The 26,266-nt window shown below is 57.4% G+C and carries 20 protein-coding genes and 1 pseudogene; 15 read left to right on the top strand and 6 right to left on the bottom strand.

Going from position 1 to position 26,266, the window contains the following annotated elements:
* The first annotated feature begins 56 nt into the window (after window positions 1-56).
* The gene (splB, locus tag MOTHE_RS09485; RefSeq protein ID WP_011393427.1) at window positions 57-1,079 is read left to right on the top strand and encodes a spore photoproduct lyase; all 1,023 of its coding nucleotides are present in this window, start codon (window positions 57-59) and stop codon (window positions 1,077-1,079) included.
* A 31-nt stretch (window positions 1,080-1,110) separates the two neighbouring features.
* On the opposite strand, the pseudogene MOTHE_RS14025 reads toward splB, so the two are convergent.
* Window positions 1,111-1,344, bottom strand: a pseudogene (locus MOTHE_RS14025) (hypothetical protein); the annotation flags it as partial.
* Between the two features lies 1 nt (window position 1,345).
* On the opposite strand from MOTHE_RS14025, the gene larAH5 reads away from it, so the two are divergent.
* The 7 genes from larAH5 (at window position 1,346) to MOTHE_RS09450 (ending at window position 10,058) form a co-directional block, all read left to right on the top strand.
* The gene (gene larAH5, locus MOTHE_RS09480) at window positions 1,346-2,635 is read left to right on the top strand and encodes a nickel-dependent malate racemase, LarAH5 family (protein WP_011393426.1); all 1,290 of its coding nucleotides are present in this window, start codon (window positions 1,346-1,348) and stop codon (window positions 2,633-2,635) included.
* Between the two features lie 104 nt (window positions 2,636-2,739).
* Entirely contained in the window at window positions 2,740-5,205 is a 2,466-nt protein-coding gene (locus MOTHE_RS09475) for a mannose-1-phosphate guanyltransferase (RefSeq protein WP_011393425.1), read from the top strand.
* Between the two features lie 203 nt (window positions 5,206-5,408).
* Window positions 5,409-5,996 carry a 2-oxoacid:acceptor oxidoreductase family protein gene (locus tag MOTHE_RS09470; RefSeq protein ID WP_011393424.1) on the top strand — a complete coding sequence of 196 codons (588 nt, stop codon included), beginning with the start codon at window positions 5,409-5,411 and terminating at the stop codon, window positions 5,994-5,996.
* Between the two features lie 38 nt (window positions 5,997-6,034).
* Window positions 6,035-6,325, top strand: coding sequence for a 4Fe-4S binding protein (locus tag MOTHE_RS09465; protein ID WP_011393423.1), 291 nt, complete (start codon window positions 6,035-6,037; stop codon window positions 6,323-6,325).
* Window positions 6,303-7,478 (top strand): pyruvate ferredoxin oxidoreductase subunit alpha, encoded by a 1,176-nt coding sequence (locus MOTHE_RS09460; protein ID WP_011393422.1) that lies wholly within the window; start codon window positions 6,303-6,305, stop codon window positions 7,476-7,478. The genes MOTHE_RS09465 and MOTHE_RS09460 overlap by 23 nt, the downstream gene beginning before the upstream one ends.
* 63 nt (window positions 7,479-7,541) lie before the next feature.
* Window positions 7,542-8,363 (top strand): thiamine pyrophosphate-dependent enzyme, encoded by an 822-nt coding sequence (locus MOTHE_RS09455; protein WP_011393421.1) that lies wholly within the window; start codon window positions 7,542-7,544, stop codon window positions 8,361-8,363.
* Window positions 8,364-8,657: 294 nt separating this feature from the next.
* Entirely contained in the window at window positions 8,658-10,058 is a 1,401-nt protein-coding gene (locus MOTHE_RS09450) for an amino acid permease (RefSeq protein WP_053094975.1), read from the top strand.
* Here MOTHE_RS09450 and trpS read toward each other — a convergent pair.
* Window positions 10,039-11,052 (bottom strand): tryptophan--tRNA ligase, encoded by a 1,014-nt coding sequence (gene trpS / locus MOTHE_RS09445; protein ID WP_053094974.1) that lies wholly within the window; start codon window positions 11,050-11,052, stop codon window positions 10,039-10,041. The two genes, MOTHE_RS09450 and trpS, sit on opposite strands and share 20 nt — an antisense overlap.
* 252 nt (window positions 11,053-11,304) lie before the next feature.
* Here trpS and MOTHE_RS09440 point away from each other — a divergent pair, with 252 nt between their 5' ends.
* Window positions 11,305-13,113 (top strand): DNA repair helicase XPB, encoded by a 1,809-nt coding sequence (locus MOTHE_RS09440; protein WP_053094972.1) that lies wholly within the window; start codon window positions 11,305-11,307, stop codon window positions 13,111-13,113.
* Window positions 13,114-13,127: 14 nt separating this feature from the next.
* Window positions 13,128-14,801, top strand: a complete 1,674-nt coding sequence (locus MOTHE_RS09435) for a helicase-associated domain-containing protein (protein ID WP_011393417.1) — start codon at window positions 13,128-13,130, stop codon at window positions 14,799-14,801.
* On the opposite strand, the gene MOTHE_RS14300 is transcribed toward MOTHE_RS09435, so the two are convergent.
* Window positions 14,784-14,906, bottom strand: a complete 123-nt coding sequence (locus MOTHE_RS14300) for a DUF1634 domain-containing protein (RefSeq protein ID WP_158499123.1) — start codon at window positions 14,904-14,906, stop codon at window positions 14,784-14,786. The genes MOTHE_RS09435 and MOTHE_RS14300 overlap by 18 nt on opposite strands.
* 61 nt (window positions 14,907-14,967) lie before the next feature.
* On the opposite strand from MOTHE_RS14300, the gene MOTHE_RS09430 reads away from it, so the two are divergent.
* Window positions 14,968-15,648, top strand: a complete 681-nt coding sequence (locus MOTHE_RS09430; protein WP_011393416.1) for a superoxide dismutase — start codon at window positions 14,968-14,970, stop codon at window positions 15,646-15,648.
* A 114-nt stretch (window positions 15,649-15,762) separates the two neighbouring features.
* Here MOTHE_RS09430 and MOTHE_RS09425 read toward each other — a convergent pair whose 3' ends face one another.
* Together MOTHE_RS09425 and MOTHE_RS09420 are read right to left on the bottom strand one after the other, a co-directional pair.
* Window positions 15,763-17,349, bottom strand: a complete 1,587-nt coding sequence (locus tag MOTHE_RS09425) for a glycoside hydrolase family 57 protein (protein WP_011393415.1) — start codon at window positions 17,347-17,349, stop codon at window positions 15,763-15,765.
* A gap of 60 nt (window positions 17,350-17,409) precedes the next feature.
* Window positions 17,410-18,075, bottom strand: coding sequence for a DUF4912 domain-containing protein (locus MOTHE_RS09420; protein WP_011393414.1), 666 nt, complete (start codon window positions 18,073-18,075; stop codon window positions 17,410-17,412).
* Between the two features lie 206 nt (window positions 18,076-18,281).
* Here MOTHE_RS09420 and MOTHE_RS09415 point away from each other — a divergent pair, with 206 nt between their 5' ends.
* Window positions 18,282-18,986: a CPBP family intramembrane glutamic endopeptidase gene (locus MOTHE_RS09415; RefSeq protein ID WP_011393413.1), complete on the top strand. Its 705-nt coding sequence runs from the start codon at window positions 18,282-18,284 to the stop codon at window positions 18,984-18,986.
* Window positions 18,987-18,988: 2 nt separating this feature from the next.
* Complete coding sequence (gene rlmD / locus MOTHE_RS09410) at window positions 18,989-20,410, top strand: 23S rRNA (uracil(1939)-C(5))-methyltransferase RlmD (RefSeq protein ID WP_011393412.1); 1,422 nt, start codon at window positions 18,989-18,991, stop codon at window positions 20,408-20,410.
* Between the two features lie 248 nt (window positions 20,411-20,658).
* Here rlmD and MOTHE_RS09405 read toward each other — a convergent pair whose 3' ends face one another.
* The gene (locus tag MOTHE_RS09405) at window positions 20,659-21,858 is read right to left on the bottom strand and encodes an iron-containing alcohol dehydrogenase (RefSeq protein WP_011393411.1); all 1,200 of its coding nucleotides are present in this window, start codon (window positions 21,856-21,858) and stop codon (window positions 20,659-20,661) included.
* Window positions 21,859-22,033: 175 nt separating this feature from the next.
* Between MOTHE_RS09405 and MOTHE_RS09400 the strand changes: the two genes are divergently transcribed.
* Both MOTHE_RS09400 and MOTHE_RS09395 read left to right on the top strand, forming a co-directional pair.
* Entirely contained in the window at window positions 22,034-23,722 is a 1,689-nt protein-coding gene (locus tag MOTHE_RS09400; protein WP_011393410.1) for a sigma-54-dependent Fis family transcriptional regulator, read from the top strand.
* Between the two features lie 48 nt (window positions 23,723-23,770).
* Window positions 23,771-26,005 (top strand): molybdopterin oxidoreductase family protein, encoded by a 2,235-nt coding sequence (locus MOTHE_RS09395; protein WP_011393409.1) that lies wholly within the window; start codon window positions 23,771-23,773, stop codon window positions 26,003-26,005.
* Window positions 26,006-26,266: the final 261 nt, after the last annotated feature.

The raw sequence follows: 26,266 nt of genomic DNA, 5'->3' as shown, positions 1-26,266 counted from the left end.
GACAAATAAAGGGTACGGTAGGAAAAAGGATAAAGTAAGCCAGGGTGATTTTAAGGGTGACTGTTGAATTAAAACGGGTTGTCTTCGAACCGGAAGCTTTGAACTATCCCCTGGGGCGAAAACTATATCAACGCTTCCATGAAGAAAGAGTCGAAGTATTGATGACCCCATCTCACAACCGTGTTACTTGTATCCCGGGCAAAACAGCCCGGGAGAGTTTTCTGGAAGCTAAACGTACCCTGGTAGTAGGGGTGCGAAGGAGCAGGGATTTTCAAACCTGCAAGCCCTCGGCCCATTACCAGTTACCCCTGGTCACAAGTTGTCCGGCCATGTGTGAATACTGTTACCTGTTTACTCATTTTGGGCGTAAGCCCTATCAAAAGATTTATGTTAATATCGCTGAAATCCTCGCTCTGGCCCGGGATTATATTAACCGGCGCGACCCCGAAGTAACATACTTTGAAGCTTCAGCCACCTCAGATCCCGTGCCGGTAGAAAAGTATACCGGCAGCCTTGCCGCTGCTATTGAATTTATGGCCAGGCAACCCCTGGGGCGCTTGCGGGTTGCTACTAAATTTACTGATGTAGACGGGCTATTAAACCTGGACCACCGGGGCCATACCCGCTTTCGCTTTAGTATCAATGCAGAAAACATAATTAAGCGTTTTGAGCATGGTACCCCGCCCCTGGGGCAACGGCTGGCGGCGGCGGCACAGATGGCCGGGGGAGGTTACCTGACAGGTTTCATTATTGCTCCTATATTTTATTTGGAAGGGTGGCAGCAGCAATATCGCCATCTTTTTCAAGTAATTGCCAGGCAACCGTTGCTTGCCGAATCGAATGACCTGACATTAGAGCTAATAACCCATCGCTTTACCAAACGGGCCAAGACTTCCATTGAAACGCTATTTCCCAATACAAAATTGCCTCTAGATGAAGAAGAGAGGACTTTTCGGTATGGTCAATTTGGTTATGGTAAGTATGTTTACCCCGCTGAAGTAAGAACGGCGCTGGAGGCTTTTTTCAAAGAAATGGTAGCTACTTATTTACCGAGGGCTAAAGTTGAGTATTTTATATAGATAAATTGACCCGTGGGAGGCATAGAAATTCTTATGATGCGGAACGGTTGGTAAGGATGAATTCCTTGTGGCTTAGGGCCTCGGCATCCACATCAATGTCCTCGCTCATGGTGGCTACATTGACAGGGTTGGCATAGATCTTGATCACCGGGATGACGGGGTTACCTACGATATTACCCTGGCCGGGGGTAAAGAAATGCAGGACCGAGCCGCCGGCGATATTGCCCTCGGTTGGCTGGGAGCCGCGGAGGTCGACGTACTGGGAAATGCGAAATCGGGAGGTTCCCAAGTATAAACAACTAGCCCTCAAGATACCCTATGGTCAAGGATACCTTGTCGGCGAGTTGCCAGAGGGTATAAAAGTTAAGGAGGTCGTGCCCAGTGAGATAGCCGGGGTACCTGATCCGTCGGCCGATGTGCGCCGGGCCCTGGAGCAACCCATCGGCAACCATGGGGTGGAGGAACTGCGGGGGGTCCGGCAGGTGGTGATCGTCGTCAGCGACCTCACCCGGCCGGTGCCCAATGATGTTATTTTACCAGTTTTATTAGAAAAACTAAACGCTATCGGCATCAAAGACGAACAGGTCACCATACTGGTGGGGACCGGACTGCACCGGCCGGCGCCACCAGAGGAGTTTCCCCTGATTGTGGGTCCAGAGGTAGCCGCCCGGGTAAAGGTGATCAGCCACGACGCCTATGCTCCGGGGATCCTGCAGCAGATTGGTGTTTCCTCCCGGGGGACCCCTATCTGGATCAACCGCCACTACCTGGAGGCCGACGGCCGGATTCTGATCGGCATGATTGACCCTCACCAATTTGTCGGTTACACGGCCGGGTCCAAGTCACTGGTCATTGGCTGCGGTGGTGAGGCCACCATACGCGCCAACCACGCCCACCTGGTAGAGCCGGAAGCAACCCTGGGACGGATAGAGGGCAACCCGGCCCGGGAGGATATTGATGAAATCGGCGGCCTGGTGGGTATTAACCTAATTATTAACGTTATCCTGAATAGCCATAAAGGGATTGTCCGGACAGTAGCCGGCCATTACCTGGCGGCTCACCGAGCCGGGGTGGCCGTTGCCCGTCAGGTAAGCGAAGTACCGGTACCGGCACTGGCCGACGTGGCCATTGTTTCTCCCGGCGGTTTTCCCAAGGATATCAACCTCTACCAGGCCCAGAAGGGCCTGGCCCACGGTACTAGATTGGTTAAAGAGGGGGGAGTGATCATTCTCTGCGCCGAATGCCGGGAGGGTGCCGGGGAGAAGGGCTTCATCGACACCATGCAGGCTGGCAATACTCCGGAGGAGGTAATAAAGGTCTTTAAACAAGGCGAATTTCAAATGGGCCGGCACAAAGCCTTCCTCTGGTGCCGTTCCCTGGTCCGGGCACGGGTAATCCTGGTGAGCGACGGCGTGGACGACAACCTGGCCCGGATAATGATGGTCCGGAAAGCCCCCGACCTACAGGCCGCCATAAACATGGCCTTGAAGGAATTGCCAGATGCAGAGGTGGTAACTGTTATGCCCAAAGCTAACTCAACAATCCCGGTATTTTAGATGCTGGTTTTTCTGGGAGTATATAGTAATAATAGAAAAGGCGCCAAAGGGGCATACTGCCTCTGGGAAATTTTTAATCCGGAGGCAGGAGGTAGAAATATTTTATGAAAGCAATCATCATGGCCGGCGGGGAAGGGTCGCGCTTGCGGCCCCTGACCTGCAAGCGGCCCAAACCCCTGGTGCCGGTGGCCAACCGGCCGGTGATGGAGTACTGCGTGGACCTGCTGCGTGAACTTGGTATCAAAGAGGTAGGGGTGACCCTGCAGTACCTGCCGCAACTTATTGAGGAATATTTTGGGGACGGCAGTGATTTCGGCCTGCACCTGCATTACTTTGTCGAGGATAAGCCCCTGGGTACCGCCGGGAGCGTCAAGAATGCGGCCGCTATTTTAGATGAAACCTTTGTGGTGGTGAGCGGCGACGCCCTGACGGATTTTGACCTGCGGCCGGCCATTGCCCGGCATAAGGAAAGCGGCGCCCTGGCCACCCTGGTACTTACTGCAGTGGATAACCCCCTGGAGTACGGGGTGGTTATCACCAACCCCGACGGCAGCATCCGTTCCTTCCTGGAGAAACCGAGCTGGGGCGAGGTTTTCAGCGACCGGGTCAACACAGGCATCTACATCCTGGAGCCGGAGGTCCTGGAACTGATCCCCGAGGGCCGGCCCTTTGATTTCAGCAAGGACCTCTTTCCCCGGCTGTTAAAGGAAAAGCGACCCCTCTACGGGGTGACCCTTTCCGGCTACTGGTGCGATATCGGTAACCTTACCCAATACCGCCAGGCCCAGGAGGATATCCTGCGGGGCCGGGTGAAGGTCCGGGTGGTGGGCCAGGATAAGGGTGGCGGTGTGGTGATGGGTGAAGGGGTGGAGATTGCCCCCGGGGCGCGGATTGAAGGCCCGGTCCTTATCGGTGGAGCCTGCCACATTGCCACCGGGGCCGTTGTTGGCCCCTTTACCGTTCTCGGGCCCTACACCCGGGTGGAAGAAGGGGCCACTGTCAGGCGATCCGTCCTTTGGGACAACGTTTATACCGGTGAAGGGGCCAACGTCAGGGGGGCGGTAGTTTGTAGCCGGGCCAGCCTCCAGCGCCGGGTACAGGTCTATGAAGGTGCCGTCATTGGCGACGGCACCCAGGTGGATGCCGGGGCCGAGGTGCGCCCGGAGGTCAAGGTCTGGCCGGAGAAAACCCTGGGCCGGGAGACGGTGGTCCATGAGAGCCTTATCTGGGGCCGGGGTGTAGCCCGCCCCCTTTTTGTCGGCAGCCAGGCCCCTGGTTACCTGCACGGCGACCTGACTCCCTTCCAGGTAACAAGGCTGGGTATGGCTTACGGCGCCAGTTTCCCTCCCGGCACTACGGTGGGCCTCAGCACCTTCGCCGGCGGGGCCGGGGAAATGCTTTATAAAGCCCTGGCCGCCGGCCTAATGGCTGCCGGGGTGCAGGTGGCCGATCTGGGCCGGTTGTTGACGCCCATACACCGTTTTGCCGTCCGTTCCCTGGGGCTCGACGGCGGTTGCCATATCAAGCGAGATGCAGCGGAAAGGGACAAGGTGTGGCTGCACCTGGTAAACTCTCGGGGCCACGACTTAAACCCCGCAGCGGTGCGCAAGATTGAGAACCTCTACTGGCGGGAGGACGGTCGCCGGGTGCAGGAGGTCCCGGCCAGCATTTATTTTCCGGGCCTTGAAGGGGCCTACCGGGATTGGTTGCTGGCGACCCTGGGAGACCATGGCCTGAAGAAAAGGGCCCTGCGGGTAGCCCTGGGGGGACAGGGACAGGTAGCCGGGGTGGCCGGCACCATCCTCCAGGACGCCGGGGCCGAAGTTATTCGCCTGGACCTGGATCCCGCCAAAACCTGGCAGGCCGTCCAGGAAGATTTGCCCTACTTCGCCGGGGAAATCCGGCGTTATGGCGCTGATCTGGGGGCGGCCCTGGACTCCAATGGCGAGGAATTGATCCTCTTCACCGGCGAGGGACGGCGGGTGGCCCCGGCGCAGCAAATGACCCTCCTGGCCCGGGTTTACCTGGAGACCCACCGGGGAGCCAGCCTGGTTTTACCCGTGACGGCACCGCGGGTGCTGGAACAGGTCGCCGGGGGTCTCCACGGCCGGGTGGAGCGGGTGAAGGGCCATCCCGGCATCTATCATGAGGCCATGGCCCGGGCGGACGGGGAAACAGCTTTAGGTCAGCAGCACCTGCAACTGGACGCCCTGGCGGCCCTCGTGCACATCCTGGACTGGCTGGCCAGCAGGGAGGAAAGCCTGGACTCTGCAGTGGCCGCCCTGCCTCCGGTTTACACCGCGAGCCGTACCGTAGCCTGCCCCTGGGAGGCCAAGGGGAGGGTCATGCGCACTCTCATCAGCGAGGAACCGGCAGACGGGGTGGAGCTCCTCGACGGGGTCCAGGTGCGCCATGGGAAGGGCTGGTCCTTGGTTCTGCCTGACGGGGAGACGCCCCATTACCACATCTATAGCGAGGCCTTTTCCCAGGAGGCGGCCGAAGAGCTGGCCGGCTTTTATGAGGAACGCCTCAAGGAGCTAATCGCCAGGGAAAAAAGTAAAGGGAGGTAGGCCCTCCCCGGGCTCGCCGGGAACCCCGGGATTAATCATTCCCAGTGTTTCCTGGTGCTGCGACCCGGGCGGCAGGGATGTTTGACCTCGACATATGGAGTAATTTAGGGCCGGCTACAAAGGCGCGGCCTTTTTTTATCGACAAATATTACTTGCTAGTCTTATTACCTGGTGGTAAAATATAGCTAGCAGGAGGTGGAAAAATGCTACAAATTCGCTGGCACGGCCGGGGCGGCCAGGGGGCCGTAACCGCGGCTCGAATTTTCGGGCTGGCGGCAGCCCTTTACGCCGGGTGGCATGCCCAATCCTTTCCTTCCTTTGGAACCGAGCGCCGGGGCGCGCCGGTAACAGCCTTTACCCGCCTGGATGACAGGCCGATCCGCGACCGCAGCCAGATTTATAACCCTGACTATATTGTCGTGCTGGACGCCACCCTGCTGGAGACTACCAACGTCTTTGCCGGGCTGGCCCCCGGAGGAGTAGTACTTATCAATAGTAGCCGGGATGTGGCCGGCGGGCGTATTCCAGCCGGAGCCAGGCTTCATTACCTGGATGCCACCCACCTGGCCCGGGAAGTCCTGGAGGCTCCCATCGTTAACACGGCCATGGTGGGAGCCCTGGCGGGATTGAGCGGGCTGCTCCCGGTAGAAGCGGTGACCAGGGCCATCGCCGATGTCCTACCGGAGGGGCTGGTAAACAAAAACGCTGCGGTGGCCCGGCAGGCCTACGAATTAGTCGGTGAAGGGACAGGAAAGCCGGGTGCCGCCTACCATGACAGCCGGCTGGTGTAACCGGCGGTTGTCTAATTTTTTGGGAGGAGGCTTTACCGGTGTTGAGGGAAGAGGAATTAAAGAAGGGTCCCAACCTTTATACACCATTTTTAGGTACAACCACTGGATCCTGGCGCTTGCTGCGCCCGGTCCTGGACCGGGAGCGTTGTAATAATTGCCTGGCATGCTGGCTCTTCTGTCCGGAGGGGTGTTTTCGCCGGGGAGAGGAGGCAGTTACTTTAAATTTGGATTTTTGCAAGGGCTGTGGCATCTGTGTGACGGAGTGTCCCCGCCAGGCCCTGGCCCTTGTGGAAGAAGGTAGTAACGATGCGCGTCTACTTGAACGGTAATGAAGCGGTGGCGACTGCCGTCCGGCTTGCCAGGGCGGAAGTGGTGGCCGCTTATCCCATCACTCCCCAGTCGACTATTGTCGAGAAGATCGCTGAATATATTGCCAACGGGTCCATGGCGGCCGACTACATACGAGTGGAATCGGAACACGCCGCCCTGGCGGCCTGCTACGGCGCCGCCGTGACGGGCACCCGGGTTTTTACCGCCACTTCCTCCCAGGGGCTGGCCTATATGTTTGAAATGCTACATTACGTCAGCGGCTGTCGGGTGCCCCTGGTCATGGCCGTGGCCAACCGCGGCCTGGCGGCGCCGTGGACCATCTGGGCCGATCACCAGGATGCCATAGCCTGCCGCGACACGGGCTGGATCCAGCTCTATGTGGAAACTGCCCAGGAAGCCCTGGATACCTGCCTCCAGGCTTATAAGATAGCAGCCCACCCGGAGGTGCTGACTCCGGTCATGGTCTGCCTGGACGGTTATGTCCTATCCCATACGGAAGAAATAGTAGACGTGCCGGAGCAGGAGGCGGTCGACGGTTTCTTGCCGCCATACCGGCCGGAATATGCCGTTGACACCGCAAGGCCCATGGTTTTTGGCATCGGCGCCGGGCCGGAGCTTTACCCTGCCTTTAAATACTACCAGCATCAGGCCATGCTCCGGGCCCAGGAGGTAATAGAAGATGTCGACGGAGAGTTCGCCGCCCTGTTCGGGCGCAGTTACGGCGGCCTGGTAGACCCCTATTATTGCGACGAGGCAGAAGTGATCCTGGTATTGATGGGTGCCACCGCCGGCACGGCCCGGGAAGTGGTCGACGATCTGCGCCGCCAGGGGGAACCGGTGGGATTTTTACGCCTGCGGAGTTTCCGGCCCTTCCCGATAGCAGCCCTCCGGGCGGCCCTGGCGGGGACCAGGGTGGTGGCCGTTCTGGACCGGGACTGCTCCTTCGGTTACGAAGGAGTGCTGGCTACGGAGGTCAAGGCCGCCCTCCAGGGCGTACCCGGAGCACCGGTGGTGGCTGGCTTTACCGGCGGTCTGGGGGGCCGCGATATTCGCCCTGAGGATCTGGCCGGCATTTTCCGCCACTGTCTGGAGGCTGTCCGGCATCGGAACAGGGGCGAAGGATTGGTTGTCAGCGGCGGCTGGCAGAAGTAACCCGCTAGCCGGTCCGGGCTATGGGCGGCTGCAGTGAAAACGGTAAAGCGGAGGGTATTTGTTATGGTTAAGATAAAAGAACTCCCCGACAATGAGCTGGTCCAGGGTTCCTATGCCTGTGCCGGCTGCGGCGGGATCCTGGCCGTGCGTATGGCCCTGAAGGTCCTGGGGCCGGAAACGGTGATTGTCACCACACCGAGCTGTCTCCTGGGGGTGACCACCTTTTACCCCCAGCTGGCCTTTAAAGTGCCCTGCGTCAATGTCACCTTCCCCAGCACGGCGGCGGCCATTTCCGGAGTGGTGGCGGGTTTGAGGCGCCGGGGCAAGAGCGGGGTGAAAGTCGTGGGCCTGGCCGGCGACGGCGGCACTGTGGACATCGGCCTCCAGGCCCTCTCCGGGGCCATAGAGCGGGGCGACAACTTTATCTTTATCTGTTACGATAACGAGGCCTACATGAACACCGGCGTGCAGCGGAGCGGCGCCACCCCCCTGGGGGCGCGGACGACGACCACACCGGTGGGCAGGGCCGGCCGGGGTGAAGACAGGCCCAAGAAGGACATGCTGGCCATCGTCGCCGCCCATAACGTCCCCTACGCGGCCACGGCCAGTATCGGCTACCCCCAGGATTACCTGACCAAGGTGCAGAAGGCCATGGAGATAGAGGGACCGGCTTACATTCAGGTCCTGGCCCCCTGCCCGCCGGGGTGGGGTTACAGCAGCCACCTGACCGTAAAACTCGCCCGCCTGGCCGTCCAGACGGGCCAGTGGCCCCTGGCCGAATATGAAAGGGGGCGGCTGACCGTTAAAGAGGTTGCCAATCCCCGTCCCTTAAAAGAGTACCTGGCCCCCCAGGCCCGTTTCGCCCACCTGTTGGCTTCCAAATAAAAATATTGCCCTTTAGCTGGCCTGTGAGGCTTGTTTCCCGGAGAGGTCGGGGGCTGGCTTTTACTGAAGTTGATATGGTATACTAATGCCGGTGGCGGTACTCTGCCGCCGTCTTTTTATGAAGTTTTATGCACGGGCGGAACCCAGCAGATGACTCTGCCAGGTACTGGCCCCGTATCATCTGTTCGCCGGCGGCCTTAAAAATCAGGAGGCGCTAAATTTTAGGGCAAGGTCATGGCGGGATAAAGAAGGAAATATAGAAGGAAAATGGTTTAAGGGATGGGGAGAAAGAATATGGCCAGCAGTATCTTGCGCAAAAAAGATATCGCTACAGCCATGGAAATGGCTGCCATGGACCAATATCGGCTTCGCCGGGAGTTGAAGGCCATGGATCTCTTTTTTCTGGTAATAGGTATTACCATAGGTGGGGGGATATTCGTCCTGCCGGGGGTCATGGCGGCGGAACACGCAGGTCCCGGGGTTACTATTTCTTTTTTAATCGGCGCGGTGGTAGCCATCTTTACCGGCCTGTGTTATGTTGAGTTTGCTTCTATGGTCCCGGTGGCGGGAAGCGCTTATACTTATTCTTATATTGCCCTGGGAGAGATATTTGCCTGGATCATCGGTTGGGATGTCCTCCTGGAGTTCACCCTGGTCTGCAGCGCCGTGGCTGTGGGCTGGTCCGGCTATATCGTTGAGTTGTTAAAGGATATGGGCCTGAGTCTGCCCCCGGCCTTTACTACCGATATAGCCCACGGCGGTATAGTCAACCTGCCGGCGGTTTTCATCCTCCTGGTGGTGGCTTATATTATTTACGGCGGTATCAGCCTGACAGGTAAGGTCAACGATGCCATTGGGATTATAAAGCTCCTCACCGTGGTGTTTTTTATTATCGTGGCCCTCCCCTTTGTTAAACCGGTAAACTGGCAACCCTTTTTGCCCTTCGGCTGGCAAGGGGTTATGACTGCTGCCGCCCTGGGCTTCTTTGCTTACGGTGGTTTCGACGCCGTCACAACTGCCGCCGAGGAGACCCGGAACCCCAACCGCGATATACCCTTAGGCCTGATCCTGGGACTGGTGGTAGTGGCTTCTCTTTATGTTCTTGTCTCCCTGGTGCTGACGGGGGTTATTCCTTACACCAAACTCGATACCCCGGCACCTGTGGCTTTTGCCCTCTCCTACCTGGGCAAACGCTGGGGCGGGAGTCTGGTAGCCGCCGGGGCCATCTGCGGCCTTTTTACAGTTATGATGGGGGCTATGCTGGGTGGGAGCCGCATCCTGTTCGCCCTCAGCCGCGACGGTCTATTGCCGCCGGTTTTTTCCCGGGTACACGCAACCAGGCGTACTCCCTACGTTGCCACATTGATCGTCCTGACAGTGGCCGTCCTGACAGGCGGTTTCCTCTCCCTGGGAGAATTGGTGGAACTGGTGAATATCGGCATGCTCACCGCCTACCTCCTGACCTCTATTTCCATCCTGGTCATGCGCTTGAGATACCCGGAAATTGAACGACCCTTCAGGGTTCCCGCCGTATGGTTGGTGGCGCCGGTAGCCACCCTGGGAGTCGTGGCCCTGACCTTCAGCTTGCCAGGAGCGACGTTGGTTAGATTTGCCATCTGGTTTATAGTCGGGATGCTTATCTACTTTGGCTATGGTATCAGGCACTCGAAGCTGGCTAACTGGGAAAATAATTAATCTTCATGGCTTCCCGGACCTGGGCCATAGTTTCTTTCGCCACCGCCCGGGCGCGCGCCGTCCCGGCCAGGAGGATTTCATCAACCAATTTAGGGTTGGCTTCGTACCTGGCCCTTCGTTCCCGCATGGGCTCCAGCAGTTCGTTGAGGGTGGCTGTTAACCGCTTTTTACAGGCCACGCAGCCGATGGCGCCTTTTTTACAAGATTCTTCGATCTCCGGAATCACCGGCTTATTGAAAGCGGTATGATAAGCAAAAACGGTACAGATATCGGGGTGGCCGGGATCGGTAGCCCGGATGCGGGCCGGGTCAGTTACTGCATTTTTGACCCGGCGTTCGACCTCTTCCGGCGGGTCGGATAGGTTGATGGCATTATCCAGGGATTTGCTCATCTTGGCCGCTCCATCCAGGCCAACCAGACGCGGCACTTCCCCTACCAGGGCCTCGGGCTCTACCAGGACCGGGCCGTAGAGGCTGTTAAAGCGACGGACAAGCTTCCGGGTCAACTCAATGTGGGGCAACTGGTCCTCACCTACGGGCACCAGGTTGGCCTTGCAGAAAGTAATATCCGCCGCCTGGCTTACCGGATAACCCAGGAAGCCGTAGGTCATGTCGGTATAGCCCCTTTGGGCGGCTTCTGACTTGATGGTCGGGTTATGGCGCAGGGTATTGACGGTGATAATCATGGAGTAAAAGATAGTTAGTTCGGCAATTTCCGGTACCAGAGACTGGACGAAAATGGTGCTTTTCTCCGGGTCGATCCCTGCCGCCAGGTAGTCCAGGGCGACTTCCCGGACATCACGGGCCAGCTTTTCGGGTTCCTCGAAATTGGTAGTCAATGCTTGCACATCGGCGATAATCAGAAAGGTATCATACTCATCCTGTAACCGCACCCGGTTGATGAGGCTGCCTACATAATGTCCGAGGTGCAACTTCCCTGTCGGCCGGTCCCCGGTCAGTATTCGTCCTTTTTTCTTGGTTTGGATTTCAGCCATTTTCTATTCCCTTCCATAATTAATTTAAGCTCGTTTTTAATCAAGTCCCTACGGCATTATACCACGAACCGGGCCTTACCAAAAGTGCCGGCCGGTTTTTCTATCGCCAGGATACCGTTATAAGTATCGCTTGGTGTTAGATCGCAACCGCCCCCGGCCGGGGAGCGGGGTAATTGTGGAGTAAGCGGGTTGTTCACCCGCTTTTTTTGATCTAAACTACGGTAGAAGATATATTTTTCAGGAGGTTAACCTATGGCCGACATGTCAGACGCTCCCCTGGTAGTCCAGAGCGACAGGACCATTCTGCTGGAGGTTGATAACCCCCTTTACCCGGAGGCGCGGGACGCCCTGGCCCGTTTTGCCGAACTGGTGAAGAGTCCCGAACATATTCACACCTATCGCCTGACGCCCCTTTCCCTCTGGAACGCGGCTGCCGGCGGGCTGGATGCGGCCACTATCATCCAGGTGTTGGCGGATTACAGCAAGTATCCCCTCCCTGCCAATGTGGTTGCCGATATCCGGGAATATGTCGGCCGTTACGGCAAAGTCAAGCTGGTAGCCCGGGGAACTGGATTGCGGCTGGTCACAGCCGACCCGGGGATAGCCGCGGAAATCTCGAATAACAAGCGCATCCAGCCGTATATCAAGGAGCGTCAAGATGCCTGCACCCTGGCCATCGACCCCTGGCAGCGGGGACCGGTCAAACAGGCCCTGATCAAGATCGGCTATCCGGTGGAAGACTTGGCTGGCTATATTCCCGGGGCACCATTACCATTTAGCCTGCGCGAAAGGACTTTGAACGGGGAGACCTTCAGCCTGCGCCCTTACCAGGCGGAGGCGGCGCGGGTCTTTTATGCCAGAGGTAGTTCCCGGGGCGGGAGCGGGGTAATCGTCTTACCCTGCGGTGCGGGTAAGACCGTTGTCGGTATTGCCGCCATGGCCCTCTGCCAGTGTTACACTTTAATCCTGGTGACCAGCGTCACGGCTGCCCGGCAGTGGCTGGCGGAGATCCGGGATAAGACGGACCTGCCCCCGGAGATGCTGGGCGAATATACCGGGGAGAAAAAGGAAATAAAGCCTGTGACCGTGGCTACCTATCAAATCATCACTCACCGCCGCCGGCGCAACGAGGACTACCCCAATTTCCAGCTTTTCAACCAGCAGGACTGGGGCTTGATAATTTACGACGAAGTCCACCTGTTGCCGGCCCCCATTTTCCGCATTACGGCCGAACTCCAGGCGCGCCGGCGCCTGGGCCTGACGGCCACCTTGATCCGGGAAGACGGCCACGAAGACGACGTCTTTTCCTTAATCGGTCCCAAGAAATATGATTTACCCTGGAAGCAGCTCGAGGCCCAGGGATGGATCGCCAAAGCCACGTGCTATGAGGTGAGGCTAAATCTACCGCCGGAGATGCGCCTGGACTACGCCTCCGCCGGTGAGCGGGACAAGTACCGCATCGCCGCCACCAACCCGGTAAAAGAGGCTGTGGTTGAGAACATTATAAAACGCCACGAGGGCGAACAGGTCCTGGTAATCGGCCAGTATCTCGAGCAACTGGAACGCCTGGCCCGGCGGCTGGGGGTACCCATGATAACCGGGCAGACCAGCAACCGGGAACGCGAGAGGCTCTATCAGGCTTTCCGCGAGGGGACTCTGAAGTGCCTGGTGGTTTCCAAGGTGGCAAATTTTGCCATCGACCTGCCGGAGGCCAGCGTGGCCGTCCAGGTTTCGGGAGCCTTCGGCTCGCGCCAGGAAGAGGCCCAGCGCTTGGGCCGGATTTTAAGGCCCAAGAAGGGGGGCCTACCCGCCAGCTTTTATACCCTGGTTACCCGGGAGACGGTGGAGCAGGAGTTTGCCGTCCACCGGCAGCTCTTTCTCACAGAGCAGGGTTACCGCTATGTGATAATTGGGCCGGATCTGGAGCAGGAAGGAGATAAGGTTTATCCGTTGAAGACGCCCACGGGAAGCGAGCCGGCCGTGGGGGCGGTAATAAAGCAGGAAAATCTCGATGGCAAGGTGATCGATTTAATGGCCTGGCGCCAGAAGGCCGGCCGTTAAAAGGAGAGAAACGTATGGATAGTTATCAGGAGATACTTAAGGACGCGCCGCTGGATTTCCTACAGAAGCTGGCCGGGAATCTGAATTTGGCGACAAAGGGTGGAAAAAGAGCAGGCAGGGGTTCAGAGGACGGCTGGCAGGCATTATACAATAAATTGGTGGCGTATTATAGTTCCCCGGACAACCTGGAAACCCTCTGGCAGAAAATCGGGCCTTCAGGCCAACTGGCGCTGGAAACAATCCATTTTAGCGAACCTTATTACGATGAGGTGAGCAGGGTCCATGAGAGGCTCAACAAAATCCTCGGAAAAAGGGCGGCAAGGGAGGCGCGGGAACTTCTCCTGGGTTGGGGCCTGATATTTTTAAGTGAAAACGAATACGGACTGGATTATTACGATCTACCTCTAGAAGTACGTAAATTTATCAACTATAAAGTACTTCCCCTGCTGGTAAAAAAAGACGGCATCCCGCTACCGGAACAAAGGGAAAACCACGGTCTCTTTTTCTGGCTGGATTTTTATATTTTACTGGCCGGGGTCCTGCAACGCGAGGTCAGGGTGACCCAGACCGAGCGTGTTTTTTATAAAAGGGACCGCAAGAAGATCATGCTCTGCCAGCACTACCCTGATGACGAAAGCCGCTACCTTTTGCTGGAAGAGGTGGCCTGGGCGAATGACTTTTTAGTTGAAAAAAATGGTTGCGCCCGGTTGAGCGCGAAAACTTGGCAATGGTTGCAGCTACCGCGCTATAAACAATGGCTTACATTTGTCGACTGGGTAATAAACCGTTATTTCCAATGCCGTAATATTTGGGCCACCCATATCCTGGGATTTCTGTTAACATTACCGCCGGAGAAATGGCTCTCCTTGCCAGCCCTTTACCAGCTAATCCATAAGTATAACACGCCCTCCCAGGCGAATTATATCCTGGCGAATAACAAGGAGTTGTTGCAAAGATTTCTCTGGCTGGGCCTGATTGAGGTTGCCGGCGGTTTGGAACAAGGATGCATCAGGATAACCGATCTTTTCCGCCGCTACTTTAATGTTTTGCTCCAGCACGACCAAGAAGTAGAAGAAACGGACGGGGAGGTTTTCAGGGAGGCGATAGAGGGTTTCTTTCCGGAAGCATCCAGTTTTATCGTGCAACCCAATTTTGAAGTCATCGCCCCCATGGAACTCTCCCCCAATCTGTTCATGCAGCTAAGCACCTTTACCGATCTAGTCAGCGCCGACCGCATGTTTATTTTCAGCCTCAATGAGAAAGCATTTTACCGGGGTTTTACCAGGGGCCGGCAACCGGAAGAGATGCTAAAATTCCTGCAGGAACACAGCAAGTATGAATTACCGCCCAATGTTCTTACAACGGTGGAGGAATGGGCGGCAAAAATGGGGAAGGTCTCCTTAGTGAAAGGGGTGCTGGTGCGTTGCCAGAAGGAAGAACTGGCGGAACAGGTGAAAGCCCTGCTGGAAGCCAGGGGGTGGCTGATCGAGGCCATAACGCCGCAGGTCTTCCTGGTGCCGGAGAATAGGGGTGAAGAATGCCTGGAGTTGCTGGAGAAACAGGGCTTTATGCCCCATCCCCAGCTGATTGCTTTGCGGGCGGGAGGGGAGGACGACGTCGACCTCGATGAAAGCCCGAATACCTTGCTGGCCCGGTTTATAGAGGCTGCCTTAAAAAAAAGAGGGTAACAGGCTTAAAATTAACATGGCCAGCACATAAGTGGTTATCAGTACGTAAGGGCGGTCGCGATCAAAGATAAAGGCAATAATCGAGGCGGCGACGCGGGAAATCATTCTAACCATCTTCGGGAACGGCGCATAAGCTATAAAGAACAACTTTCAGGGAGGATATAATATGGAAGAAGCACAAAACTTCTGGCTATCTCCTCCCGTGCCTCCCGGCGGGCACCGGTTGCCGCCCTTACCTTATCCTTATAATGCCCTGGAACCGGTCATCAGCGAAAGGCAGTTGCGTATCCATCATGACCGCCACCACCTGGCTTATGTTGAAGGGCTCAACAAAGCGGAGTTGAAGATGGTTGAAGCACGGCAGAAAGGCGACTTTGCCCTGGTGAAGCATTGGGAACGGGAGCTGGCATTTCACGGGTCCGGGCACATCCTGCATAGCATCTACTGGACGGTAATGGCCCCCTGGTCGGGGAGCGGGCCGGGGAGTTTAGTACGGGAGAAAATAACCAGTTACTTCGGCAGTATTTCCGCCTTCCAGGAACAATTTACGCGAGCGGCCACTGATGTGGAGGGCTCCGGTTGGGCGCTCCTTGTCTGGCAGCCGGCCTGGGGTCGCCTGGAGATCTTGATGGCGGAAAAGCATCAGGATCTGACCCAGTGGGGAGCCATTCCCATCCTGGTACTAGATGTCTGGGAGCACGCCTACTACCTGGATTACCAGAACCGGCGTGCCGACTACATCAAGGCCTGGTGGCAGCTCGTCAACTGGCCGGAAGTGGAAAGGCGCCTGCAGATGGCCCTCCCGGCCGGGATGCCCTTAACCTTGAGCGGTTACCTGAATCCGTAGCCTTTCCCCCGAATCCGGAGGAAAAACACCGGGCCGGGACATTAAGAGATTGCTAGCCTCACCAGCCGGAGACATAGGGAAAAAGGCCGGCCTTTAAGGGCTGGGTTTTGCTATTTACCTGCTGGCGAAAATCCTATAGTTTATATCCGGAAAGATATTATTGGCCTCCTCCAGGGCCTGGACCTTTGCCGGGTCCAGGTCGTTTTTATTAATCCCACGGGTGAGCTCCCAGAAATTGAGCAGGTGTTTTTTTGTCCGGCTCACGGCGTACTCGACCATGGTGCCGGTTTTCATGATGAAGGCCCAGTCGCTGCTCTGGGCCACCAGGAGTTCCCTGGCGGCCTGGTTCAAGGCCCGCAGCAGGATGCCCCCGGCGGTAGGGTGCTGGTTGGCCAGGCGGATCATTTCGGCGGCGGCATGGTGCAGGTGGCGGTAGATCCAATGGTTGGAATCTTCCAGCCAGACCTCGTTATAACCGTTGTTACCCCAGCTGGACATGCAGGGCGTGGCCGGCTGGTTGACGGGAAAACGCTCCAGGTACTCGCTGGGGGTGATAAAACTAAAGGGCTGGGGGGCGAGACCCGCCACCTGGCGGAAAAGGGATTCCAGCCACTGGGGTCCCTCGAACCACCAGTGACCGAAGAGCTCGGCGTCATAGGGACAGATGATTAAAGGCGGCCGGTCCATATAAGTGGCCAGGTAATTGATCTGCTGCTCCCGGTTGAACAAAAAGTTGCCGGCATGGGTATGGGCTTTGAAACTGGCCCATTCCGGAACATAGGGTTCTTTATAGCCGGACTTGCCGGTGATGCGATAATATTTAAGACCCGTATCCAGACGCAGGCCGGAGGGATGGATGTAGGGTTTAATGTACTCAAAATCTAGGTCGTAGCCAATGTCCCGGTAAAATTCCCGGTAGTCGAAATCCCCGGGGTAACCTTCCTGGGCGCTCCAGACCTGTTCCGAAGACTCCAGGTCACGGCCGAAGGCCGCCACCCCGGCAGGGGTGTAAACGGGGGCGAAGATGCTGTAGCGTGGCCGCGGTGTGGCGTAAAGGAGACCGTGGGCGTCGACAAAGAAGTATTTAAGGCCATAATCACGCAGAATGGCGTCGTCGCCCGGGTTATAGGCGCACTCCGGCAGCCACAAACCCGCCGGCGGCCGCCCGAAGAGGCGGCGATGGTTGTTGACCGCCACTTCCACCTGGGCCCGGACCACCTCCCGCTGCAGGCCTATGAGGGGCAGGTAGCCGTGGGTGGCGGCACAGGTGATTAGCTCTACCTTGCCGCTATCCTGGAGCTCCCGGAAAGCGTTGATCAAATTGCCGCCATAAGTCTGGTAAGTACGGGCGGTATTTTCAAATAGGTCCTGGTACATACGGGCCACCAGGTGAAAGCGGGGGTCATTCCGCGTACGCCAGACCTCCCGGGCAGCCAGTTCCCGCAGGCGTTCCAAGTAGCGGCGGTAGTGTTCTTGAACCAGGGGGTCGGCCATCATGGTCACCAGGGGCGGGCTTAAGGAGATGGTGATTCTGTAAGGCACTCGGTCCCGGTTCAGGCGCTGGCAGATATTTATTAAGGGTATATAGGTTTCGGTGACGGCTTCGTGGTACCATTTTTCCGCTAAGGAAAAATCGTCTTCCGTATCGCGGACATAGGGTAAGTGGGCATGAAGTACCAGGGCGACATAGCCACGGGGCATGGGCTTCTTCCTTTCGTGCTTCTATGTAGATTAGGACGGGCCAACCATAAAGGTCCGTCCTTATTTCTGGGTTTTAACCAGCTGCAGGGAACTTGGGCCCGTGCCTTTTTCATAACGCTCCACCGCCGTCCAGCAGGCTTCGATGGGGGGCCACAGGGGATCGATGACACTGCTCGGTTTATCGGCCGGGGTGGTGACGATATTTGACCGGACCAGGGTAATAAAGCCATAGTTGGGAATTAGACGTCCCAGGTCGACACAAAAGGTGCTGCAAGGTTTACCTGTATGGATATACCAGTTGTCAGCCAGATCGGTGATGGCGATCTCAAAAAAAGGCGCCCGGAGAAAATCATAGGGGTGATCAGTCAGGTCATAAACCCTGAGCAAGGGACGGGAATTTTCCCAGGCGGCAGGGCCGAACTGGCGGCGCAGTTCTTCTTTTTTAGCGTCGCTTAATTCCCAGTAAGCATAGAGCCAGTAAGGATCTTTGACCATCAGGACTATCTCGTCTTTACCGTATTTTGCTGGTAAATCCCGTGCCGGCGGTGCCTCCGCCGGTAGTGGTTTAGCTACCGGACTGTTACCCTTGCGGCGCCAGTACCAGAGAAATACCCCGGCCAGTAAAGCCAGAATGAGCACTGAAACTACAGTGACCATGCCATAAACCCCGCTCTCTGGTGGAATAATGCTAAAGGATTGTTTAAATTCATCGCTTAGTATATCCACTTGCCTTCACTTTATTGCCGTTAAGATGAGGAAAGTGGGAGACCCGATACCGGAAACCAGATCAGTTAACAAATCGAGGAATTAAAAAAGGCTTTAACCATGATATTTACCCAAGATACTTTTAAAACCGGCATTTTTGATGTATATTTAGAGTAAATACCCGGGGTGGGCGATCGGGATGATGTGTTGGAAAAATTCGGGATGGAGTGAAACATTTGGAAAAAGAAAACAAACTGCCATGGGGACTGAGGGATACCCTCCTGGTACTCCTGGGACTGTTGGTAGCCGGTTACGGCAGCGGACTGGTATTTCGCGTTTCTGGTTGGCAGCTTTCCCTGGTTTACCGTTACCTGCTGGTGGGCCTGGCCCAGGCTATCGCCGTACTGGCTGGCCTCCACTATTTCGTCCGCTGGAAAAACGGCCTGGGTTTTAGCGCCCTGGGTCTCAAGGCCGAAGGTGCCGGTCGGGCCTTTGTGGCTGGTCTGGCAGGAGGTCTTGGTTTATTTTTTCTGGTAATAATTACCGGAGCTCTGCTCCAGACTATGTTTCCCAACCCATCACCTCAGCCCTTTGCCGACCTGGTGACTAACGCCAGGGGGCCGGCCGACCTTGTTATTCCCTTATTCCTGGGAACGGTCCTGGCCCCCCTCACAGAGGAACTATATTTCCGGGGATTTCTCTTCCCGGCCCTGAGGGACCGTTACGGTTTGCGGGCCGGTCTGATGGGGAGCGGGGCCATTTTTGCTCTCCTGCACCTGGATCTCTGGCGTTTCCTGCCCCTGGCTCTGGGCGGCATTGGCCTGGCCTACCTATATGATCGTACCGGCAATATCCTGGCTTCTATTATTGCCCATGCCACTTGGAATACGATTATGATTCTTCTCCTTTACTTTGCTCTACGGTGGGTTTAACTGTGGACTCGGCTATTACCATTATCGGGTTAAACCATGAAGGCGCCGGGATCGGTCATCTGCAGGACGGACGGGTTATCTTTGTGCCCGGAGCCCTGCCGGGGGAACAGGTCCTGGTGGAAGTAGTCAGCGTTAAAAGGAATTACGCCAGGGGTCGGCTGGTAGAGGTCGTAGAGGCGTCGCCGGACCGGGTGTTGCCCCCCTGCCCGGAAGCGGCCTCCTGTGGCGGGTGCGATCTGCAACACCTGGACTATCGGGCCCAGTTGCATTGGAAGCGTCGTCTGGTAATCGATGCCTTGCAACGCCTGGGACATCTGAGGGATATCCCGGTGCTACCCGTTCTGGGTATGGCTAATCCCTGGGGTTACCGCAACAAGGTGCGGCTGCATGTCCGCCGGGGGCGGCTGGGCTTTTACCGCCCGGGAAGCCACGAGTTAGCACCCTTCTCCTGCTGTCCATTGTTACCCCCCGGCCTTCTGAAGGCGGCCCGGGCGATCGTGCGGTTGCTGCCGGAACTGCCACCCGGCCTGCAGCATGTAACCCTGCGCCAGGGCCTGGCTACCGGGGAACTGCTGGTTGTCCTGGAGGCTTTACCTGGATGGCAGGGCGATAGGGAACTGGCGGAGAAACTGGCCGGCAGATTCCCGGAACTGGTGGGGGTTGTATCCCTGGCTGGCGGCGGCAGGAGCAGGAGCGGTCCAAAGGATTTTGCCGGGGAGCCTGCTTTAGAGTGCAGCGGCTGGGTAAAAACAGGCGGGAAAGAAGCAAGGCGGGCCCGGTACCAGGAAGGATTCGTGCCCCGCAGGCTAGGTGGCCGGCCCTTCACCCTCTATGGCCGTGATTACCTGGAGGAACGCCTTGGTGACCTCCGCTTCTATATATCAGCCACGACCTTTTTCCAGGTTAATTCGGCCCAGGCGGAAGTCCTCTATAACAAGGCGGCAACCTTTGCCGGCCTGCAGGGCGGGGAAGAGGTTCTGGACGCCTACTGCGGCAGCGGTGCCATTGCCCTGTGGCTCAGCCGCCAGGCCGGGCGGGTGGAGGGGGTGGAAGTAGTCCCGGAGGCCATTGTTGACGCCCGGCGCAATTCAATTTTAAACAACCTGGCCAATGTCCACTTTCGTACCGGCGCTGCCGAGGCGGTCCTGCCCCGCCTGGCAGGAAAGGGTTACCGGCCGGAGGTAATTATCCTGGATCCGCCCCGGGCCGGATGCGACCGCCGGGTGCTGGCGGCCGTGGCGACTATGGAACCCCGGCGGGTGGTCTACATCTCCTGCAACCCGTCAACTTTAGCCCGCGACCTGGCACACTTACGGGAAGCTGGCTTTAAGCCCGGCCCGGTGCAGCCGGTGGACATGTTCCCCCATACCCACCATGTGGAGTGTTGCTGCTTTCTTGTAAAGGAGAGAAATAACAGCCGCTGAGAAGGCGGCCCCCAACAAGAAACCATTTAATATTTATTATAATTTGTAAATTGTAATTAACGGAGGTTCCACCTCTCCTTGCGTCCGTTAATCGGAGCGAAGGTAAGCCCCTTGACAGGGAGAAGGCTAGCGTCAGGCCATCTCCCTGTCAAGGGGCAGCGAACGAAAGTCTTTACCCACACGAAATAGCGAAGAACCTACTGGGGCTTTTAAATTGTTTATGACGTCGGCAGGCTCGCGTTACCGTGTTAAAAGGCGTCCTGGTAAATTGCCTTAACCCTTTCCCTGTCGGCCGTTACCGGGGCCATACTCAGGAGAAGCTCGAGACTCGGGGTGGTAAAGGCCAGGTCAGTTAACCTGGCGATATCTTCCGCTTGAAAGCCCGCATCTTTTAGCTTCATGGTAATACCGGCTCCGGCAAGCCATTTTGCCACCCCGCTGGCAGCCTTTTCTGCTTCACCGGGAACGCCTTTGAGATCGGGAACAATGGGCTCCAGTATCTCCGCCAGTACCTCCGGGGTTGCCGGGTAAATCTGCTTGACTACGGCCGGCAGCAGCATACCCAGCCCCAGACCGTGGGCGAGCTCCGGTTTGACGGCGCTCAGGGGGTGTTCCAGGGCGTGGGTGAAGTGGAGCAAACCGTTGTCAAAGGCTATTCCGGCAATCAGGGAAGCATAGAGGAGATAATACCTGGCCGTCAAATCCGCCGGATGGGACAGGGCCTGGGGCAGGTATCGGGCGATGAGCCGTACCGTTTCCTTGGCCAGGATAATAGTATAGGGGCTGGCTACTTTGCTGGTGGCTGCTTCGACGACATGGTTGAGGGCATCAACAGAGACATAAGCTGTCTGGTCGGACGGCAGTTTTACCATGAGGGCCGGGTCGTCAATTGAATATAAGGGGTAAATGCAATCATAGGCAATAGCGGGTTTATATGCCTTTTCAGGGATGCTGACAACGGCAAAGCGATCGGCTTCCGTCCCCGTACCATGGGTAAGATTAATAGCGATGATAGGTGCGGCCTTAACAGGTGTAAATTCTAACTGGTAGAGCTGTCGGGCATTTTTGTCGGGGTAGGAGAGCAAGACGGCTACGCTTTTAGCGGCATCAATGGGGCTACCCCCGCCGATGGCCAGGACGGCTCGGGCACCGAATTCCCGGGCTTGTTTGGTTGCCTCGTCAACCTGGTCTACCGTCGGGTTGGGCGTCACCTGGTCGTAATGGATATAGGTTATCTGGTTTTTATTTAAGGCCGGAACTATATATTCCCACGCGCCGGTGGCTTTATAAGCCCCCTTGCCGGTTATTACGATGATCCTATCGTATCCCTTTTCCTTAAATTCCCTGGCTATGTCGTCAATCTTTTTAATAGCTCCAACTCCAAAGTAGACGGTTGTTTTAGCCCGGATTTCCCGGACTTCGTTGATGTTTATTTTTGTTTCCCACATTAGGGCAACCCTCCGGTAATTTTAAATCGTACCTTTTCTATTCTACCATCTAGGCGTAGGAGCATCAATATAACAGGTAGTTTAAGCTCATCCATACCCTATTTATTTACAAGAGCGGCCGGTGAATGTTAACATAAAGAGAGAATCCTGCGGGCGTTAAGGTGAGGGGAGAAAAGTGAAGGAGCATCTGGACTTCTGGGGGGCAATTCTCGCCGCCCGGCGGCAGGGGATGATTTATGTTGACGCCGGGGGCCTTATTAAGGTGGCCAATTCCCTGGCGACCGCCATCCTGGGATTGGACGGCTGTGATCTCAGGGGCCGCCGCCTGACGGAAGTCTTTCCTGAGACCCGCCTGGCCGAGGTCCTGACCCGTAAGGGCCCTCTCCTTGGGACCAGCTTTACCGCCGGCAGTAGAATCTATCGGGTCGATTATTTCCCCGACGATGGGGGAGGTGTCGTCCTTCTTTTCAGTGACGAGCAGCCTGAGACGAATTCCCTCAAAGCCCTTAACGAACTCTACGCCTCCCTCCTTGACGATTTTCCTCTATACCTGGTGGTCGTCGACGGCCGGGGGGTGGTGGTCGCCATTAACCATTTATATGCCAGCCTCCTGGGTGCAAAGGCCGGTGCCCTGATCGGCCGGGAAGTAAAGGATATTTTGCCCTTTACCTCCTTGCCGGAGGTCCTATCTTCGGGGATGGCGGTAGCCGGCCGGGAAGTGGCCTTCCGGGGCAAAAAATTGCTATTATCGGAAGTGCCGGTTAAAGATGGGGCCGGGCATCTCCTGGGAGGAGTCGGTAAGGCCCTGGATCTCGAGGACCTGGCAGCCGCCGGTTTCAGCGACCTCGCCCGCCGCCTGCAGGTCCTGGAGGGCAAGGTTCTTTTCTACCAGCAGGAACTCCAGTCAATCCAGGGCGACCAGGACGCCTGGCAGGGCATCCTGGGGGTGAGCCCGGCTATGGTCCGGCTAAAAAAAATGGCGGCCCGGGTAGCCCGCGGCGAGGCTAACGTTTTGATTACCGGCGAGAGCGGTACCGGGAAGGAACTGCTGGCCCAGGCCATCCACCGGGCCAGTCCTCGCCGGAATGAACCATTGATCAAGATCAACTGTGCCGCCATCCCGGAAAACCTGCTGGAGGCCGAACTCTTCGGCTACGAAGAGGGGGCCTTTACCGGCGCCGCCCGGGGCGGCAAACCGGGCAAGTTTGAACTGGCTGACGGCGGTACCATCTTCCTGGATGAAGTCGGCGACCTGCCCCTCAGTATGCAGCCCAAGCTCCTGCGGGTCCTGCAGGAAAGGGCCTTTGAACGGGTCGGGGGACGCCGGACCATCAAGGTTGATGTAAGGATTATTGCTGCCACCAACCAGGATCTCCTGGCCCTGGAGGCGGCCGGCAAATTTCGCCTTGACCTTTACTACCGCCTGGCGGTGGTTACCCTGACGGTACCACCCTTAAGGGAACGGCCGGGGGACCTCGAAATACTGGTGGCGGCCATTATCCGGCGTTTAAATGCACGCTACCACCAGACGGTCCGGGGCCTGGATCCGGAGGTACAGCGGCTTTTTTCCCGCTATAGCTGGCCGGGGAATGTCCGGGAGCTGGAAAATGTCCTGGAGCATGCCTTTAATTTCCTGGATCCGGGGGAAGAAATAATTACCTTGAAGCATCTCCCGGCCACCATGCAAAGGACGATTGGTGGCGGGGGTGGCCTGAAGCTGAAGAGTGCTGTCGCTACGGCGGAAAGGGAAGTTATCTTAAAGGCCCTCGCGGCCGCTGGTGGAAACAAACAGGAAGCGGCCCGTCTCCTGGGTATTCACCCCTCCGGCCTTTATCAAAAGCTCAAGCGTTATGATATCAATTAGATCGTCTGGCCCTTGCCGGGAGAGTCAGGGGAGGGATCGTGCGTGGCAATGGCGGAGTTAGAAGAGGGTATAGTCAGCCTTTTTCAGGACCGGAAAGGGACTGCCGTGGATCGCTGGGTGGCCACTACCTGCGGTTATTGCGGTACCGGTTGCGGCCTTTACCTGGGGATTAAAGACGACCGGGCGGTTGCTGTCAAAGCCGATACCGAGGCGGCGGTAAATAAGGGCCACCTGTGCCTCAAGGGCCTTTATGAGTGGAAAACCCTGCACCACCCGGAGCGGGCGAAGGTACCCCTTTGCCGCCGGGGTAGGGAAATGCATCCCGTGACCTGGGAAAAAGCCCTGGAGGAGACGGCGGAGCGTCTCCGGCAAGCCCTGGCAGCCGGCGGGCCGGAAGCCGTCGGCATTTACCACGGCGGCCAGCTGACCCTGGAGGAATACTACGCCATCCACAAGCTGGCTAAAGGCGTCCTGGGTACGCCCAATATCGATGCCAATACCCGCCTCTGCATGGCCTCCACAGTGAGCGGCTATACCCGCTCCTTTGGTGTTGACGCCCCGCCGGGGTGCTATGAAGACCTGGATGTGAGCCGGCTGGTATTTATCTTCGGGGCCAACCCGGCGGAGATGCACCCCCAGCTCTGGCAGCGGATTTTACGCAATCGCAAACTTAACGGGGCCAGAATCATGGTGGCCGACCCGCGCCTCACCCTGCCGGCCCGGGTGGCCGACCTCCGCCTGCGCCTGCGTTGCGGCAGCAACATCCCCCTGCTGTACGGCTTGATTAATATTTTGATTAAGGAAGACATGCTGGACCGGGACTTCATCCGGCGGGCCACGGCAGGCTTTGAGGATCTGGCCCGGGCCGCTGCCGCCTTCCCGCCGGAGCGGGTGGCCGATCTCACCGGCGTGCCGGCGGCGGATATTGTGGCCGCCGCCCGTCTCTTCGGCCGCTCCCCCAGCGCCGTGACTGTCTTCTGCCAGGGAGTCAACCAGACCAGCCAGGCGGTTGATGCGGTAACTCTAATCAACTCCCTGCACCTCATCACCGGCAAAATCGGCCGGCCGGGGTCGGCGCCCTTCTCCCTGACCGGCCAGGCCTCGGCCCTGAGCATGAGGGAGATTGGCGGCGGCGGTTCTTTGCCCGGTTTCCGCAACCCCGAGAATCCTGAACATCGCCGCCAGGTGGCAGATTATTGGGGTATCCCGGAAGAGCGGCTACCCCGGCGGGTCAATGATATCAACCGTATGCTGGAGCTGATTGATACCGGCAGGCTAAAAGTCCTGTGGGTCATCGGCACCAACCCCGCCGTCTCCCTGCCGGATCTGGGTTTCAGCCGCCGCCAGCTGGAGAAGGTCTTTTTGATTGTCCAGGATATCTTTTATCCTATGGAGACGGCGGCTTTCGCCGATATCTTCCTGCCCGGTGCCGGGTGGGGAGAAAAGACAGGGGTCGTTACCAACTCGGAACGGCGTCTGAACCTGGTCCGCCGGGCCGTGGCCCCGCCAGGAGAGGCGCGGGACGACCTGGCCATCGTCAGCAGTGTGGCGCGCTACCTGGGTGCAGGGGGCCTCTTTGCCTGGCAGGGGCCAGAGAATGCCTTCCGGGAATTGCGCGAGCTAACCCGCGGCCGGCCCAACGACATGACAGGGGTGGATTATGCCCTGCTGGAACACTTGGGGGGAGTACAGTGGCCCTGCCCGGAGGGCGGCCGGGGTACGCCCCGCCTTTATACTGACGGCGTCTTCCCTACCCGGGCGGAGGAGGCCCAGGGTTACGGGGAGTTTAATCACCCGGAGGGCAGGGCGCGCCTCTGGGCTGTTCCTTATGCACCGCCGCCGGAAGTACCTGACGGAGAATTTCCCTTCTGGCTCAACACCGGCCGGATTATTGAGCATTACCATACCCGTACCAGGACCAAGCGTATCCCTGAACTCCAGGCCCTGGTACCCGGGGCCTATGTGGAAATTAACCCGCACGATGCGGCACGTTTAAAAATATCTGAGGGCGAGGTGGTACGGGTGGTCTCCCGCCGGGGCTGGATTGAGGTGCCGGCCAGGCTTACAGATGTGGTAGCACCGGGGGAGGTTTTTGTCCCCTTCCATTTTGGCGACCTGGACCCGGGTGAGGGGGGCCGGCAGCAGGCGGCCAACCACCTCACCGGCCGGAACGTCGACCCCCTTTCCGGCCAGCCCCTGGCCAAGACCGGGGCCTGCCGTATTGAGAGGCAGGAAGCAGGAAGCATGGGGCAGGAAGGCCAGGGTGAAAACTGTAGTGGCTAAAAAGTTTCTATAAATCTAGAAAGGGATTCTAAGATTTTAGAGACATCCTCAAACTAAGGACGTAAAAGTCCCCGGAAAACACACTCCGGGGCTTTTTGTTTTGCTGGCACGAAACTTGCTATAAAAACATGTATAAATACGTTACTTTCACAAGGCAGGGGAGGGTAATAAATGACCGGAAATACTACGGGAGGCAATTATTTGGGGGCATAGTTATACCTTTAACGGCCGGGGTATTATTTTAGAAAAGTGCGATATTAA

Source organism: Moorella thermoacetica, from assembly GCF_001267405.1.
GTDB lineage: Bacteria > Bacillota > DSM-521 > Neomoorellales > Neomoorellaceae > Neomoorella > Neomoorella thermoacetica.
This window is presented reverse-complemented; position numbering and strand designations above follow the sequence as displayed.

Excerpts from the sequence above, each read along its gene's own strand:
- larAH5 (WP_011393426.1), top strand. The coding sequence starts at position 1,346 with ATGCGAAATCGGGAGGTTCCCAAGTATAAACAACTAGCCCTCAAGATA.
- MOTHE_RS09475 (WP_011393425.1), top strand. The coding sequence starts at position 2,740 with ATGAAAGCAATCATCATGGCCGGCGGGGAAGGGTCGCGCTTGCGGCCC.
- MOTHE_RS09470 (WP_011393424.1), top strand. The coding sequence starts at position 5,409 with ATGCTACAAATTCGCTGGCACGGCCGGGGCGGCCAGGGGGCCGTAACC.
- MOTHE_RS09460 (WP_011393422.1), top strand. The coding sequence starts at position 6,303 with ATGCGCGTCTACTTGAACGGTAATGAAGCGGTGGCGACTGCCGTCCGG.
- MOTHE_RS09455 (WP_011393421.1), top strand. The coding sequence starts at position 7,542 with ATGGTTAAGATAAAAGAACTCCCCGACAATGAGCTGGTCCAGGGTTCC.
- MOTHE_RS09450 (WP_053094975.1), top strand. The coding sequence starts at position 8,658 with ATGGCCAGCAGTATCTTGCGCAAAAAAGATATCGCTACAGCCATGGAA.
- trpS (WP_053094974.1), bottom strand. The coding sequence starts at position 11,052 with ATGGCTGAAATCCAAACCAAGAAAAAAGGACGAATACTGACCGGGGAC.
- MOTHE_RS09440 (WP_053094972.1), top strand. The coding sequence starts at position 11,305 with ATGGCCGACATGTCAGACGCTCCCCTGGTAGTCCAGAGCGACAGGACC.
- MOTHE_RS09435 (WP_011393417.1), top strand. The coding sequence starts at position 13,128 with ATGGATAGTTATCAGGAGATACTTAAGGACGCGCCGCTGGATTTCCTA.
- MOTHE_RS14300 (WP_158499123.1), bottom strand. The coding sequence starts at position 14,906 with ATGATTTCCCGCGTCGCCGCCTCGATTATTGCCTTTATCTTTGATCGC.
- MOTHE_RS09430 (WP_011393416.1), top strand. The coding sequence starts at position 14,968 with ATGGAAGAAGCACAAAACTTCTGGCTATCTCCTCCCGTGCCTCCCGGC.
- MOTHE_RS09425 (WP_011393415.1), bottom strand. The coding sequence starts at position 17,349 with ATGCCCCGTGGCTATGTCGCCCTGGTACTTCATGCCCACTTACCCTAT.
- MOTHE_RS09405 (WP_011393411.1), bottom strand. The coding sequence starts at position 21,858 with ATGTGGGAAACAAAAATAAACATCAACGAAGTCCGGGAAATCCGGGCT.
- MOTHE_RS09395 (WP_011393409.1), top strand. The coding sequence starts at position 23,771 with ATGGCGGAGTTAGAAGAGGGTATAGTCAGCCTTTTTCAGGACCGGAAA.